This window comes from Sphingomonas sp. (assembly GCF_035714405.1).
In the GTDB taxonomy this organism is placed as follows: domain Bacteria; phylum Pseudomonadota; class Alphaproteobacteria; order Sphingomonadales; family Sphingomonadaceae; genus Sphingomonas.
Map to the genome: position 1 here is coordinate 132,139 of NZ_DASTMA010000011.1, position 14,903 is coordinate 147,041.

The 14,903-nt window shown below is 66.5% G+C and carries 16 protein-coding genes and 1 tRNA gene; 8 read left to right on the forward strand and 9 right to left on the reverse strand.

All coding sequences use genetic code 11. The features are described from left to right. Positions 1–24 precede the first annotated feature (24 nt). On the forward strand, positions 25–663 hold the full coding sequence (locus VFQ64_RS03800; RefSeq protein ID WP_325101964.1) for a YceI family protein: 639 nt from the start codon (positions 25–27) through the stop codon (positions 661–663). Positions 664–830: 167 nt separating this feature from the next. Beyond that, positions 831–2,486 carry a 2-isopropylmalate synthase gene (leuA, locus tag VFQ64_RS03805; protein ID WP_325101965.1) on the forward strand — a complete coding sequence of 552 codons (1,656 nt, stop codon included), beginning with the start codon at positions 831–833 and terminating at the stop codon, positions 2,484–2,486. Here the strand turns inward: leuA and VFQ64_RS03810 are convergent. Genes VFQ64_RS03810 through folE form a run of 3 tightly spaced genes read right to left on the reverse strand, consistent with a single transcriptional unit; the run spans position 2,464 to position 4,146 of the window. Further along, positions 2,464–2,823, reverse strand: a complete 360-nt coding sequence (locus VFQ64_RS03810; RefSeq protein WP_325101966.1) for a dihydroneopterin aldolase — start codon at positions 2,821–2,823, stop codon at positions 2,464–2,466. The two genes, leuA and VFQ64_RS03810, sit on opposite strands and share 23 nt — an antisense overlap. Next, positions 2,816–3,556: an SDR family NAD(P)-dependent oxidoreductase gene (locus tag VFQ64_RS03815; RefSeq protein ID WP_325101967.1), complete on the reverse strand. Its 741-nt coding sequence runs from the start codon at positions 3,554–3,556 to the stop codon at positions 2,816–2,818. The genes VFQ64_RS03810 and VFQ64_RS03815 overlap by 8 nt, the downstream gene beginning before the upstream one ends. Beyond that, complete coding sequence (folE, locus tag VFQ64_RS03820; RefSeq protein WP_325101968.1) at positions 3,553–4,146, reverse strand: GTP cyclohydrolase I FolE; 594 nt, start codon at positions 4,144–4,146, stop codon at positions 3,553–3,555. The genes VFQ64_RS03815 and folE overlap by 4 nt, the downstream gene beginning before the upstream one ends. Positions 4,147–4,358: 212 nt before the next feature. On the opposite strand from folE, the gene VFQ64_RS03825 reads away from it, so the two are divergent. From VFQ64_RS03825 to VFQ64_RS03845, 5 genes are all read left to right on the forward strand, one after another. Next, entirely contained in the window at positions 4,359–7,433 is a 3,075-nt protein-coding gene (locus tag VFQ64_RS03825) for a TonB-dependent receptor (protein ID WP_325101969.1), read from the forward strand. A 203-nt stretch (positions 7,434–7,636) separates the two neighbouring features. Beyond that, positions 7,637–7,843 carry a DUF2945 domain-containing protein gene (locus tag VFQ64_RS03830; protein WP_325101970.1) on the forward strand — a complete coding sequence of 69 codons (207 nt, stop codon included), beginning with the start codon at positions 7,637–7,639 and terminating at the stop codon, positions 7,841–7,843. A gap of 44 nt (positions 7,844–7,887) precedes the next feature. Continuing rightward, complete coding sequence (locus VFQ64_RS03835; RefSeq protein ID WP_325101971.1) at positions 7,888–8,190, forward strand: SWIB/MDM2 domain-containing protein; 303 nt, start codon at positions 7,888–7,890, stop codon at positions 8,188–8,190. Between the two features lie 73 nt (positions 8,191–8,263). Continuing rightward, positions 8,264–8,340, forward strand: a tRNA-Arg gene (locus VFQ64_RS03840). Between the two features lie 408 nt (positions 8,341–8,748). Next, positions 8,749–8,871 (forward strand): hypothetical protein, encoded by a 123-nt coding sequence (locus VFQ64_RS03845; protein WP_325101972.1) that lies wholly within the window; start codon positions 8,749–8,751, stop codon positions 8,869–8,871. A 39-nt stretch (positions 8,872–8,910) separates the two neighbouring features. On the opposite strand, the gene VFQ64_RS03850 is transcribed toward VFQ64_RS03845, so the two are convergent. From VFQ64_RS03850 to VFQ64_RS03865, 4 genes are read right to left on the reverse strand one after another with little or no spacing between them, the layout of a single operon-like run. After that, on the reverse strand, positions 8,911–9,333 hold the full coding sequence (locus VFQ64_RS03850; RefSeq protein ID WP_325101973.1) for a DUF1178 family protein: 423 nt from the start codon (positions 9,331–9,333) through the stop codon (positions 8,911–8,913). Continuing rightward, positions 9,330–10,148: a carbon-nitrogen hydrolase family protein gene (locus tag VFQ64_RS03855; RefSeq protein ID WP_325101974.1), complete on the reverse strand. Its 819-nt coding sequence runs from the start codon at positions 10,146–10,148 to the stop codon at positions 9,330–9,332. The genes VFQ64_RS03850 and VFQ64_RS03855 overlap by 4 nt, the downstream gene beginning before the upstream one ends. After that, entirely contained in the window at positions 10,145–10,402 is a 258-nt protein-coding gene (gene grxC, locus VFQ64_RS03860) for a glutaredoxin 3 (RefSeq protein ID WP_325101975.1), read from the reverse strand. The genes VFQ64_RS03855 and grxC overlap by 4 nt, the downstream gene beginning before the upstream one ends. A gap of 31 nt (positions 10,403–10,433) precedes the next feature. Continuing rightward, a complete protein-coding gene (locus tag VFQ64_RS03865) occupies positions 10,434–11,159 on the reverse strand; it encodes a ComF family protein (RefSeq protein ID WP_325101976.1) in 726 nt (241 codons plus the stop codon). Positions 11,160–11,197: 38 nt separating this feature from the next. Here VFQ64_RS03865 and VFQ64_RS03870 point away from each other — a divergent pair, with 38 nt between their 5' ends. After that, positions 11,198–12,028: a methyltransferase domain-containing protein gene (locus VFQ64_RS03870; RefSeq protein ID WP_325101977.1), complete on the forward strand. Its 831-nt coding sequence runs from the start codon at positions 11,198–11,200 to the stop codon at positions 12,026–12,028. Here the strand turns inward: VFQ64_RS03870 and VFQ64_RS03875 are convergent. Both VFQ64_RS03875 and VFQ64_RS03880 read right to left on the reverse strand, forming a co-directional pair. Further along, positions 12,025–12,417 (reverse strand): response regulator, encoded by a 393-nt coding sequence (locus tag VFQ64_RS03875; protein WP_325101978.1) that lies wholly within the window; start codon positions 12,415–12,417, stop codon positions 12,025–12,027. The two genes, VFQ64_RS03870 and VFQ64_RS03875, sit on opposite strands and share 4 nt — an antisense overlap. 62 nt (positions 12,418–12,479) lie before the next feature. Continuing rightward, positions 12,480–14,897, reverse strand: a complete 2,418-nt coding sequence (locus VFQ64_RS03880; protein WP_325101979.1) for an ATP-binding protein — start codon at positions 14,895–14,897, stop codon at positions 12,480–12,482. Between the last annotated feature and the right edge of the window lie 6 nt (positions 14,898–14,903).

Below are 14,903 nucleotides of genomic sequence, written 5' to 3' on the forward strand. Positions count from 1 at the left end.
CGTATTAAGAACCGGAGAATGCCCATGCGTCCCCTGCTCCTCGCCGCCCTGCTGGTCGCCGCCGCGACCCCCCACCCGCTGGGCGCGCAAGGCGCGCCGGCCAAGCCCGGCGCCAAGGACCCGGCCCGCGTCACCGGCGGCACCTACACGGTCGATCCGGGCCACACGCTGATCACCTGGACGGTCGATCACCTCGGTTTTTCCAGCTATTCCGGCATCTTCGGCGATGTCACGGGCACGCTGGTGCTCGACCCCAGGAACCTCACCACCGCCAAGGTCGATATCACCATCCCGGTGTCAAAGGTGACGACCGCCAGCAGCGGCCTCACCAGCCACCTGCTGCGCGCCGGCAAGGACGGCGGCAAGGCGGACTTCTTCGGCGCCAATCCCGCCGACGCACGCTTCGTCTCCACCCGCGTCGTCGCGCGCGGCCAAGCAGCGACGATCACCGGCAACCTGACGCTGAACGGCGTCACCCGCCCGGTGACGCTCGCCGCCACCTTCTACGGCGCGGGCAAGGCGCCGGCGATGATGGGCGGCAAGGAGAATGTCGGCTTCAACGCGACGGCCACGATCCTGCGCAGCCAGTTCGGCGTCGGCTATGGCATCCCGATGGTGTCCGACGCCGTCAAGCTCGACATCCAGGCCGCGTTCCAGAAGTAGACGCTGGACAAGGGGAGCAGGCCCGCTACGTTGCGCCAGATGACGCTCGCGCCGGGCCTGCTCCTTCGACTTACGCGCCCTTAGGCGCGTTCATCGTTCCGCGTGCCCTTTGCACGCCACCGCGCCTAAGGGCTGACCCGACCCTCCTCCCGCGAGAGAGCCGAGCCATGCTGCGCGACCCGTCCGCCAAGTACCGCCCCTTCCCGACCATCGACCTCTCCGATCGCCAGTGGCCGTCGCGCACGATCACGCGGGCACCGCGCTGGCTGTCGACCGACCTGCGCGACGGCAACCAGGCGCTGATCGACCCGATGGACGCGGAGAAGAAGACGCGCCTGTTCGACCTGCTCTGCCGCGTCGGGCTGAAGGAGATCGAGGTCGGCTTCCCCGCCGCCGGCGCCACCGAGTTCGACTTCATCGCCGGCCTGATCGCCTCGGGGCGTGTCCCGGACGACGTCGCGATACAGGTGTTGACGCAAGCGCGCCGCGACCTGATCGAGACCAGTTTCGCGAGCCTGCGCGGCGCCAAATCCGCCATCCTGCACTTCTACAACGCGGTCAGCCCAGCCTGGCGCCGCATCGTCTTCAACATGGACCGCGCGGAGATCAAGCAGATCGCCGTCGACGCCGCCAAGGTCGTCCGCGACGAGGCCGCCAAGCAGCCCGACACCACCTGGCAATTCGAATACAGCCCCGAAACCTTCTCCACCGCCGAACTCGATTTCTCGCTCGAATGCTGCGAGGCCGTGATGGACGTGCTCCAGCCCACGCCCGAACGCCCGATCATCTTCAACCTCCCCGCCACCGTCGAGTGCGCGACGCCCAACGTCTATGCCGACCAGATCGAATGGTTCGGCCGCCATATCCGCAACCGCGACGCCTGCGTCATCTCCTTGCACACCCACAACGACCGCGGCACCGGCGTCGCCGCGGCGGAGCTCGGGCTGATGGCAGGCGCCGACCGGGTCGAGGGCTGCCTGCTCGGCAATGGCGAGCGCACCGGCAATTGCGATCTCGTGACCGTCGCGCTCAACATGTACACGCAAGGCATGGACCCCGCGCTCGACCTGTCGGACATCGACGCGGTGGTGCGGACGGTCAACTACTGCACACAAATCCCAGTCCACCCGCGCACGCCCTATGCCGGCGACCTCGTCTTCACCGCCTTCAGCGGCTCGCATCAGGACGCGATCAAGAAGGGCTTCGCGCACCAGGCCGCGCGCAACGACCAGCTGTGGGAGGTGCCGTACCTCCCCATCGACCCCGCCGATTTGGGCCGCAGCTACGAGGCCGTGATCCGGGTCAATTCGCAGTCGGGCAAGGGCGGCGTCGCCTGGGTGATCGAGCAGGACCGCGGCCTCAAGCTCCCCAAGCGCCTCCAGGCCGACTTTAGCCGCCACGTCCAGGCGATGGCCGACGAGACCAGCCGCGAGCTCAACGCCGCCGATATCTGGGGCCGCTTCGAGGCGACTTATCTACCGCGCGACGGCGACCGCTTCAGCTTGCGCGACTATGAGGAAACCGGCGTGCCCGGCGACCGCCTGTTCGTAGGCCGCGTCGCGGTGGACGGCTGCGAACGCTCGATCAGCGGCCGCGGCAACGGCCTCATTTCCGGCGTCGTGGCGGCGCTGGCCGAGGCGGGCGTCGCGCTGGAGGTGATCGACTACAACGAACACGCCATCGGCCACGGCGCCGACGCGCAAGCCGCCGCCTATCTCGAATGCCGCACGAACGACGGTCGCACCGTCTTCGGCGTCGGCCTCGACCCCGACATCGCCACGGCTAGTGTGAGGGCGGCGCTCAGCGCGGCGAACCGCGTCTGACCACCTCGCACCCCACCGCCGCATCGGGATAAACGTCCAGCTTCATCGACCGCACCCGCACCTCGCGCACCCGCTCATCGCGCAGGCACAGCGCCGCGACCGCATCGACCAGCGTCTCCTGCAAGGCAAAGCCTTGCCCCGCCGCCATCTCGAGGATGCCCTCGCGCACGAAGTCATAGTCGAGCACCTCCTCAATCCGGTCGGCCGAAGGTGCACGGTCGTAATCGACGGTCATGCGAACCGAAAGCCGCACCCGCTGCGGCTCCACCTCGTGCGGGTGGATGCCGAGGCGGATCGGGAAGGTCAGGTCATCGAGGATGGTGGTGTACTCAGCCATTACGCCCCTCGAACATCACGTCCCCATCCCGCTTCAGGAACCGCTGCCCGCAATCGACGAACAGGGTCTGTCCGGTCACGCTTTCGGCGCCGAGCAGATACGCCACGCCGTCTGCGATCGCCGCCGCGCCGACCGGCCGCTCCAGCAGGTTCGCGCGCGCCACCCGGTCGAACTCGCCCGCGCTCTGATCCCCACTCGCCAGCGTCAGCCCCGGTGCCACCGCGTTGACCCGCACCGCGGGCGCGAACGCCTGCGCCATCAGCGTGGTCGCATGCTCCAGCGCGGCTTTCGACAGCGTATAGGAAAAGAAGTCGGGGTTCGGATTGGCGAGCTTCTGGTCGAGCAGGTTGACGATCGCGCCGCCCCTACCCTGCCGCGCCAGGCGGCCGGCGAGCAACACCGGCGCAGTGCAATTGAGCGCATACAGCCGCGCCGCCAACGCCACGTCCACGGCTTCAGGCCGGTCGAGCTCGAACTGCGAGGCAGAGTTGACCAGCCCGTCGATCGGCCCGCCCCCGACCTCGCACGCGCGCGCCCAAAGGTCGCCAATCGTCTCAACCGCTGCCAGGTCTCCGGAGACGATACCCGCCGCGCCCACCTCATCCGCGAGCGCCGCCGCTTCGTCACCGGAACGGCCATAGTGGATCACGACCTGGTAACCGACCGCCGCCAGCCGCCGCACGATCGCAGCGCCCAGCCGCTTGGCCCCGCCCGTGACGAGTACCGTCCTCACCGCCCCATCAGCGCCAGCACCTCGCGTCGCGAGCGGTCGTCGTCGCGGAACACGCCCATCATCCGGCTCGTCGTCATCGACACGCCGGGCGTCCGCACCCCGCGCGCGGTCATGCAGGCGTGCGTCGCCTCGATCACCACCGCGACGCCCAGCGGCTTTAAATTCTCCCAAATGCAGTCGGCGACCTCGGCGGTCAGCCGCTCCTGCACCTGCAACCGCCGCGCGAAGCCGTGCAGCACGCGCGCCAGCTTAGAGATACCCACGACATGGTTGCGCGGCAGATAGGCGATGTGCGCGCGGCCGATGATCGGCGCCATGTGGTGCTCGCAATGCGACTGGAACGGGATGTCCTTGAGCAGCACGATCTCGTCATAGCCGCCGACCTCCTCGAACACGCGCGCCAGGTGCTGCGCGGGTACGTCCTCATAGCCGGCGCAATACTCCTTCCACGCCTTGGCGACGCGGCGCGGGGTGTCGGCCAGCCCCTCGCGAGTCGGATCGTCGCCCGCCCACCGGATCAAGGTCCGGATCGCCGCCGTCACGTCGCCGGGTACGCCGTCGTCGGGGGCCTCTTCCACCAGGTCGCTCATCGCCCCGACCCCCTGCCGCTACGGCAACCGCCGATCATGCCAAAGGTTCGAATCTGCAACTGTTTCATTCGGGCAACATCGCTCCGGTCAGGCACTTTGCCTAGGGAAATTACGATTGACGCGTGTTTTCGCGCGGGTCTACCTGACCGTGACGTAAAGTCGAAACGCGTAGCCGGCAGCAAGGTTCGGCGCGTGTTCAGGAGAGGAAGCCCATGACGAAGTTCCAGCTGCTCGCATGCACCGCTGTCTTGCTTACTCCGGCTTCGGCTTGGGCTCAGGACGCCAAGAGCGGCACCGGCGCGACCGACCTGCGCGCGACCAGCGCGACGGGTCAGGCGCAGACTCCGACCGATCAGACCGCGGGCGGGACCTCCACCGCTGCGGACCAGGGGACTGGCTTCGCCGACGACATCGTCGTCACCGCGCAGCGCACGTCGGAGCGGCTGCAGGACGTGCCGATCTCGGTCAGCGCCTTTACCGGCGCCGCGCTCGAGACGCAGCAGATCAAGAACTCGCTCGACCTGCAGACCTCTTTGCCCAACGTAACCTTTACCAAGACCAACTTCACATCGGCCTCGTTCACCATCCGCGGCATCGGCGATCTGTGCACCGGCTTTTCGTGCGACGCCGCCACCGGCATCCACCTCAACGACGTGCCCGTCCCCGGCACTCGCCTGTTCGAGAACGAGTTCTTCGATCTGGAGCGGATCGAGGTTCTGCGCGGGCCGCAGGGTACGCTGTTCGGCCGCAACGCGACGTCGGGCGTGGTCAACATCATTACCGCCCGCCCCGATCTGTCCGGCGTCCGTGCGTCGCTGTCGGCGGAGTACGGCAACTATGATTCCAAGAAGGTCCAGGGGATGGTCAACCTTCCGCTCGGCGATACGCTGGGCGTACGGTTCGCAGGCCAGTATCTGAATCGCGACGGCTACACCCGCAATGTTTTCGACGGCTCGCGGATCGACGGACGCGACCTCTATCAGGTCCGCGGCTCGCTGCGCTGGCAGCCGTCGAGCAGCACGACTATCGACCTCGTCGGCGCCTATTTCCATGAAAAGGATAACCGCTCGCGCATTCAGAAACAGCTCTGCAACCGCGATGCCTCGGCGGTGCTCGGCTGCTCGCCCGATCGCCTGGACAATGACACGGTCAACGCCAACGCGACCTTCGCGTCGCTGCTCACCTCCACCGAGTTCTTCCGCACCGCACTGAGCCCGACGCTGGCGCCGTTCGGCATCCGATCGATTAACAACTTCAATGCGGACGCATTCAGCAACTTCGTCAATCCCACCGGCCTGCGCACCGTCAATTCGTCGATCAATCCGACCTATTTCGCCGACGAGATCAACGGCCAGCTGCGGATCGACCAGGATTTCGATAGCTTCGCGGTATCGCTGATCGGCGGCTACAACCGATCGCGCGTCGACAGCACGACGGGATACTTCCAGAACGTGCCGAACTCGATCATCGGCAATGCCGGCATCGGCGCCTTCCGTGCCACTGCCCCGGCGCTCGGGCTGACCGCGGCGCGCAACGCGCTGTTCGACGCCAGCGGCAACCTCTGCGCCGCAGGAACCGACCGCAATTACGTCACGCCCTTCAACGGCCAGAATGTCGGCTGCTATTCCTACGGCTACAATTACGATCGTTCACGATCGAAGAGTGAGGGATATTCGGGCGAGGTCAAGATCAACTCGAATTTCGACGGGCCCTTCAACTTCCTGCTCGGCGGCATTTATCTGCGCGGCTCTACCGAAGGCGACTATTACGTCGTCAATTCCGAGGGTGGCTATGGCGCGGCGATTATCGGTCTCGCGCAAGGAACGGCGGTGGGCGCCCCCCCCGGATCGGTGTTTCGCGGCCCTGCTTATTTCAACAGCGAGACCGATCGCTATCGGCTGAAGTCCTATGGTGTCTTCGGCGAGACGTATTTCCAGTTCAACGATGCGCTGAAGCTGACGCTGGGCTTGCGCTACAGCCGCGACGAGAAGTTCGTGCGCGACCGCAACCCGCTCGTCAGCATCCTCATCCCGTACAACGCGACCAACGCCTTCGCATCGCAGGTCGCCGCCAATGTTCCGGGTGTGGGCTTCGACGCCGACGCCGGTACGCCGGGCTTTCAGATCTTCCGCGAGGCGGAGGTCGAGTTCGGGCGGCTGACCGGGCGCGCGGTGATCGACTTCAAGCTCGCGCGCGATTCGCTCCTGTATGCGTCCTACTCGCGCGGCTACAAATCGGGCGGCATCAACCCGCCCTTCGACCAGACGCTTTTCACCGCGCCGACCACCTTCCGCCCCGAGAGCGTCGACGCATTCGAGGTGGGCTCGAAGAACACCTTCATGAACGGCCAGCTGCGCTTGAATGCGAGCGCCTTTTACTACCGCTACAAGGACCTGCAGCTCAGCCGCATCCTCAATCGCACCTCGTTCAACGATAATACCAATGCGGACATCTATGGCGCCGAAATCGAAGCGGTGATCCGGCCGGACCGCAATTTCCTGGTCAACCTGTCGGCGAGCTATCTCAAGTCTAAGATCAAGGACTTCAGCCTGGTCGATACGCGCGATCCGTCGGGCGGGCGTTCCGACACGGTGATCATCAAGGATCTGACCAACGCGTCGAACTGCGTGCTGCGTTCGACCCAGGGCAGCGCCGCGGCGGCCAACACCTTCGTTAACGTGGTCAACGGTGCACTGGGTCTCGCCGGTACGCGCGCGGTCGCCGGCACGAACACCACCGGCGCGATCTCAATCTGCTCGACGCTGGCCAGCCTCGCCGCCGGCCAGGTGCCCGCGACCAACGCGTTGTTCCCGCTACAGCAGGGGCTGCGCGCCGCGTTCGGTGTCCCGACGGGTGCGCTGCCATTCGCGTTCAACACCAACGCGGCCGGCGTCGCCACCGGGTTGCCGGACGGCATCCCGGTCGACCTTACCGGCAACCAACTGCCAAACGCGCCGATGTACAAGTTCACCGTCGGTTTCCAGCACACGCTCCCGATCGGCGAGTTCAACCTCGTGACGCGCGCCGATCTCAACTACACCGGCGAGTATTTCTCGCGCTCGTTCAACCGCAACATCGACCGCATCAAGGGTTATGAGGTGGTCAACATCTCCGTCCAGTTGAACGCACCCGACGACCGCTACTTCCTGCGCGGCTTCGTTCAGAATTTGACAGGCAACGACGCGATCACCGGCCAGTACGTCACCGATGCGTCTACCGGCCTGTTCACCAACGTCTTCACTCTCGAGCCGCGGCGGTATGGCGTCGCGGCAGGCTTCAAGTTCTAGGTGCGGACGGCCTGTCCTTGCGCAAGCAAGGGCAGGACTCGTCACGGCGGGCAGCGAGGGCGGCGCAGCCGTCCTCGTCTGACGGCGTGACGCCCAGCCCGGCGAAGATCGATCTAGGTTACGCCGGAACGACTTAGGCCTGCGCCCGCGCAACCATGCCCGCTCCTGCGCGCTTCTTCCCGCGCTGAAACAGGAGCATTCGCATGTCCGACAATCTGAAAAGGGGCGACCACGTCAGCTGGAAGTCGCACGGGGGCACCGCGCACGGTGTCGTCGAAAAGAAGCAGACCAGTGACACCAAGATCAAGGGTCATCAGGTCCGCGCTAGCCCCGAAGATCCGCAGTACATCGTAAAGAGTGACAATGGCGGCGAGGCGGCGCACAAGGCGACTGCGCTCAAGAAGGCGTGATTCCCGCCGCGGGGTAACGCGTCGGGGCTTAACAGGAGAACCTCATGGCCACTGCCAAGCAGGCAACCGGCGCCAAGAAGGCGGCCACCAAGCAGACCAATAGCGGCACCGGCATCCACGCCCCCGTGCAGCCCAGCGCCGAATTGGGCGCGGTGGTCGGCAACGACAAGCTGCCGCGCAGCCAGGTGATCAGCAAGATGTGGGACTATATCAAGTCCAACAACCTGCAGAACCCTGAGAACAAGCGCGAAATCCTGGCGGACGACAAGCTGAAGAAGGTGTTCGGCAAGGACAAGTGCTCGATGTTCGAAATGAACAAGCACATCGCCGCGCATGTAAAGGCCTGACGCGGCGGCCGGTCGATCGTGGCGTCGCCCGATTGACCGGCCCCTCCGTGGCCGCTTAGGGCTCCGGTCGAGTGACCCCGTAGCTCAGCAGGATAGAGCATCGGATTCCTAATCCGGGGGCCGCGCGTTCGAATCGCGCCGGGGTCACCAAGCGCCTGCGGATAGTTTAACGCGTAATCCGCATCGTCGGCGAGAGCGCGGATGAAGCTCCCCATCCTCTCGAACAAGCCTCGCAGAGCTCAACCGTTGCCTAGGAGTTGACGCCATGAGCGACGGACCGCCGTCTTTGCGGAGCCCAGACCTGCCTGCCGGAGCGGACGATGCAACATCGCGCACAGGGCTGCTCGAACCGGCGCTCGCCTACGATTATTTCAAGAGCATGGTTTCGGTCAGCTTAGACCTTGGGCGGTATCCTGACCCTGGGCGAGGCTGTCTTCGGTGCACGAATCGCTGCATGGCAGATGGGCGTCGCTGCGCTGCCGGTCGCGATCTCCGGTGTGCTCGCGCTCCCAGGGCAAGACGGACATCGTGCAGCTCTGCCAGGGCATCAAGCCTCCCATGAACAGCGCGCGAGTGGCGCTTCGACTGGTTCCGGCATTATACGGGATGGGGCTTGGCGCCTTTCTGCTGTTCCTGGCGATGTCCTACCTCGCGCCCGAGGCGACGAGCCGGCTCCGCTAAGATTGATGGCCTGAGCCGCGTACACCCGGAAACCTTGCTTCAATTCTTCGCCTCGGGCGGCGCTACCGGCAGCGGCAAGGCCGCGACCGGCACTCCTTCGTCAGCCAGTGCTCTCGCCTCCGCCAGGGTCGCCTGACCGTGGATCGTCGCATGCGCTTCGTCCCCGGCATGCATCGCGCGTGCCTTGGCGGGGAAGGCGCTGCCGACCCAAGTGGAGGTCTCCAGGGCCTTTGCCTGCTTGGCGGCGAGTTCGGCGATGAACGCCTTCACGGCGGCGGGTGGCGGCCCGGCATTGCCCTTCGTCGGAACCGCCGGGGCCATCGCCGCTTTCTCAATGACGCCGTCGCCGCACAGCGGGCAGGCGATCTGCCCCGCTGCGCGCTGCTCGTCATAAGCCGAGCCCTTCGCGAACCAAGCCTCGAAGACGTGCCCGGCACCACAGCGGAGATCAAAGACGATCACGCCCGAGTCACCGCAGGAATCGGCCGTCGGTGGCGCAGCGCGGGCACCCGCCCGCGCACCTCGGCAAGCAGTGCCGGGTCCAGCTCGACGAGTCCAAGCCCCGCAGCCTCACCCATATCGAGCAGCACCTCGCCCCAAGGGTCAACGGCCAGCCCGTGCGCATAAGTTGCGCGCCCGTCCTCATGCTTGCCCGCCTGCGCTGCCGCCAGAACGAAGCACCCGGCCTCGATCGCACGCGCACGCAGCAGCACATGCCAGTGCGCCGCCCCGGTCGGCCGCGTGAACGCCGCCGGCACCGCGAGCACCTCCGCCCCTGCGTCGCTGAGCGCCCGATACAGGTCCGGAAAGCGCAGATCGTAACAGATCGACAGCCCAAGCTTGCCGATCGGCGTCTCTACCACGACCGCCGTCTCGCCGGCGCGGTACGAGGCCGACTCCCGCCAGCTCTCGCCGGTAGGCAGATCGACGTCGAACAGGTGCAGCTTGTCGTACCGCGCCCGCACCGCGCCCGTCCCGTCGATCACGAAGCCGCGGTTGGCCAGCCGCTCGCCCTCGCGCACCGCCAAGGAACCGAGGTGGACCCAGATCCCGGCGGTCGACGCCGCCTCGCGCACGGCGGCGAGCACCCGGTCATCTGCCTCGGCGACGATGGACCGTGCCGCCCGCGCGCGGTCGCGGTCGAGCAGCCCCGACATCTCAGGCGTAAACAGCATCACCGCCCCCTGCCCCGCCGCTGCCCTGACGGCGTCGCTCAATACCCGCGCGTTGGCGTCCGGGTCGATGCCGCTAGTCATCTGCAGCAGCGCCGCTTTCATGCGGCGAGCAGCGGGTCGAGGCCTCCCTGGCGGTCGAGCGCGGCAAGATCGTCAGAACCGCCGATGTGCCGGCCGTCGATGAACACCTGCGGCACCGTGGTGCGCCCGCTCGCGCGCTGAATCATCTCCTGCCGCTGCGGCCCGCCGAAGCTGATGTCGTGTTCCTCCGGCCGGACACCTTTGCTTTCCAACAGCCGCATCGCGCGCGCGCAATAGGGGCAGAATGCTTTGGTGTAGATCTCGACCTTGGCCATGCCCTTGAAGTGTGGGCGGGTCGCCGCCTTGTCAATCGTTGCCATCGAGCACCCGCGCCCAACAGAGCACCGATACCCGCGCGGCGCCTGCATCGAGCAGCGCCGCCGCGCAGGCATCCACCGTTGCGCCGCTGGTGAAGACGTCATCGACCAGAACCACATGCCTGCCGCAGATTCGGTCCCGCCCGGCGCGCGTGACCGCGAAGGCGCCGCGCACCGCCCGCGCCCGCTCCCGCCCGTTCAGGGCCTTCAATACTGGTGTTCGTCGTATCCGCACCATCACCTCGGGCGGACAGCGCACCCCGCCCGCTCTGGCCAGCGCCGCCGCGATCAGCGCCGCCTGGTTGTACCCGCGCTGCCACAGCCGCCATCGATGCAATGGGACGGGCACCAGCAGCTCTGCGTCGGAAGGGAGGTGCCGCTGCATGAGCGCCGCCATCGTGTCCGCCGCCCCCATCCGCCCGCCATATTTCAGCTTCAACGCCAACCGGCGCGCGACCGGGCCGTAGGCGACCGCCGCGCTCACGCCTGCACGCCGGGGCGGTCGCGCCAGGCACGCGTCGCAGCGCGCGCCGGCTCCGAGATCATAGTCGAAGGGCAAGTGACAGCCGGCGCACCAGGGCGGTCCGATGAAGCGCAATGAACCCCAGCAATCGGCGCAAAATTGCCCATCGTTGCCGACTGGTGTGCCGCAGCCGGAGCAGCGCGGCGGCAGCGCGAAGTCGGCGAGCAGGCGAAGCGCGGAATGCATCGCCATGCTTGTCACCCGTGCCGGGCGGGCGCACAAGCCGGGCGGTGACGCCACCCGCCATCTTCGATCGCGCCGCCCGCCGCCTTCGCCGCGACCGGGCGACAGACCGCTTCGGGGAACGCGACTTCCTCCGCGCGGTAATGCTGGACGGCATCGGCGAACGGTTGTCGTCAGTGACGAGAGACTTTGCCGAGGTCCTGGACCTCGGCTGTTTCGACGGCGCCTTCCGACTGCCCGGCGCCAGGATCGCGCGCCTTGATCCCGGCTATCGCTTCGCGCGTGCAGCCGGTGGCGTCCAGGGAGACGAGGATCGCTTGCCCTTTGCCGACGGCAGCTTCGACCTCGTGGTCAGCGCGGGCGTGCTCGATCAAGTAGACGATCTACCCGGCGCGCTGACGCTGATCCGTCGGGTGCTGCGCCCGGACGGCCTATTCCTGGGGGCGTTCGCGGGTGCCGGCAGCCTCCCCGCACTGCGCGAGGCGTGGCGCGCGGCGGAGGCGCAACGGCCGGCGGCGCGGTTCCATCCTCAGGTCGACGTCCGCGCGGCCGGCGATCTGCTGGTCCGCGCAGGGTTCGCGCTCCCGGTCGCCGATGTCGAGACGCTGAACGTCACCTATCGCGATCTCGGCACGTTGGTGACGGATTTGCGGGACATGGCGGGGGGCAACATGCTGCTTACCCGCACCCCGGCCACCCGCACCGCGCTGGCGGCGGCGGCCGAGGCTTTTACCGCCGCAGCCACGCCGGACGGCCGCACGATGGAGCGCTTCAACATTATCTACTGCACGGGCTGGGCACCCGACCCTTCGCAGCCCAAACCTGCCCGTCGCGGCAGCGGCGCCGCCAGTCTGGCGAGAGCGCTCGGGTCGCGTTAGGCGATCATCCCGCCACCCTCGGCGTCGCGCGCGAGGATGCGGCCCATGGCGTCGAACAGCGCATCCATCGCCACCGGCTTGAACAGCACCTCGTCCGCACCCGCCGCAAGACACCGATCGCGCAGGTCGGCGGCGGTGTCGGCAGTCACGACGATGATCGGGATCCGGGCCTTGGCATCCGCGCGGCTGCGGATGCGGGTGATCACTTCCACGCCATCCATGCCGGGCATTCGCAGGTCGACTAGGACGATCTGAAAATCCTCATGGTCGAGCACCCGCAGACCGCTTGCGCCGTCCTCCGCCTCGGTCATCGTGGCACCCGCCACGCTCAGCATGTCCCCGACCACCCGCCGGTTCATGGGATCATCCTCGATGAAGAGGACCTTCACCGGGTCGACAGTGCGAGAGAGTGGCCCCTTGACGATGCGATCATTGCAGAACTTTTATCTACTCATGCCGCCTGCGAAACAAGTGGCTGTGAGTTATCGAAGTGACTTTCATTCGGGAACACGGCTTGCACGAGCGTCGCCCCGGCCACCGGCTTAGCGATCACTTGTGACAATCCGAGCGCGAGCAGCTCGTCGCGCTCCGACTCCGCCGTCACCGGCCACAACAGGGCGACAGGCGTCTCGCCGGCTGCGGCGACCAGGCGGGTGAGGAACTCGGAGGTATCGCCGCTCGCTCGGGCGGTGGCATCGTCGACCAGCACCTGACAAACATGATCGCCCAGCTGCTCGATCGCCTCATCGGTGGTAGCAGCGAAGACAGATGCGTCGACATGGGGAGCGAAGAGCGCGCGGAACATGGCGCGAGTTATGGGATTGCGGTCGACGACGAGCAGCGTCTGGCACCGGGCGGCGGGACCGGGAGCTGCCTCTTCGAAGACGGTTCGCAACGGGAGATGAACCGCGAAAGTGGAGCCTTCGCCCTCGACGCTTCGCACCATGATCTCGCCACCCATTGCGTGCGCGAGATTGCGGCAGATCGAAAGCCCGAGGCCGGTGCCCCCGAATCGGCGAGTGGTGCTGGTATCCGCTTGACGGAAGGACTCAAACACCTCCGCCTGCTTGTCCGCAGCGATGCCGATTCCGGTGTCGGTAACCGCGATTCGCACACGCTCGCCTTCAGCCTCGGCGGTTAATGAAACGCTGCCCCCGGCGGTGAACTTTACCGCATTGGAGAGGAGGTTGAAGACGATCTGGCGAACCCGCGCGGCGTCACCTTCCACCTGGCCGGGACAGCGGGAAAGATCGATGCTGAACGCCAGGCCCTTGTCGCGCGCCTGCTCCGACCAGATCGCCGTTGCGCCGGTCAGGCATGCCGGCAGGTCGAACGGCGCACAGTCGAGCCCGAGATTGCCCGTCTCCATCTTGGCGACGTCGAGGATATCGTCGACGAGCGCGCGCATGGTCATGCCGGCGCCATGGACGACGGTCAGCCGGTCACGCGTGGCGTTGGCCAGGTTGACATCGGCAAGCATCACCTGGGTCATGCCGAGGATGCCGTTCAGCGGCGTCCGGATTTCGTGGCTGGTGGTCGCCAGGAACTCGGTTTTCGCCGCTAGCGCCTTGCCGAGCGCGCTGTTGGTGACTTCCAGGTCAGAATTCACGGCCCGCACCTGGTCCCGGCTGCGGCGTATGGTGACCAGACCGAAGCCCAGCAAGGCGATGATCACCGCGGTCGCGCCACCCGCGATGAGGAACAAGGTGCGTTCGGTCTCGGCCCGCTGCAGTGCGTCGCGCGCGACGCGCAGCCGCTCTGCGTCGCGCAGCCGCGCGATTTTGACGTCCTGATTGGCGGAATTGAACCGAGCCGCCAGCAACGCTGTCCCGGTTTCCGTCGCCAGGCGGGTGGCCTTGTCGTCGATCACCTTGAGCGCCTGGAGGTGCGCCAGCGCCTTATCGGCGCGTCCGAGTGCCCGGTAAGCCGACACAGCCGTGAGATGCGCATCGCGGAAGCGGATGTCGGTCGTGCCAATGTCCACTTGCGCGAAGACTCTGTCGATCAGCCCGGCCGCTTCGGCTGGAAGCTCGCGCTGCAATGCAAGCTGAGCGGCCAACGCATCGAGTTGCGCACGCGTGTCGCCGTCGCTTGCTGACAGTCGCCTCGCTGCCGCCAGTGTGGCCTCCGCCGCTTTCACTTGCCCAGCGGTCAGCTGATTGCGAGCGATGTTCCTAAGGATGATCGCCTCGGAGCCAACACTGTTCAATTCCCGAGCGTAGCGAAGTGCCTGCCGAAAAGCCTCATCCGCTTTTGGGTGATCCTTCAGTTCCTGCAATGCCACGCCGCGCGTGTTGAGAATGGCCTGGGCCAGCCCAGGATCAGCGCGGTGCGCATCCAGGGCCTCGGTTAAATAGCGGAGGGCGGAGTTGTAGTCATATGCATCGAAATACAGGTTCGCGATACAGATGAGGGCAATCGCTTCGCGTCGAGTGTCACGATTGGCCTTGAAAAGGCGATGTGCAGCCTGAAAGTCGCTTAGGGCTTCGCCGACTTGGACGCGCTTGCCATTGATGCTACCTCGGGTCAGCATGACCTCGGCTTCGAGTTTGCTGCCTGGAGAGGTTGCACGAACCTCATCGTAGGCACGCGCTATCAACGGCCCCGCCCGTTGCAAATCATCCAGTCGGAATGCCGCCTCTGCCTGCAGCCACAAGGCTGTAGCCTTGCCGATGCCTTGCGCCCGCCGACCATCGAGTTCCGGCGCCATGGCTTCGGCGCGCCGCGCGCCAGCCGCGGTGCCCGCCGGATTGGGCAGCATGTTGCGCTTCGCTACCTCTATCACCTGATCGAATTGAGCCTGCTTGCCCGCTGCAGCGACGGACGCGGCGGGCGTCGACGCGCAGAGGGCGGCGGCCAGAAGGGCCAAGCAGCG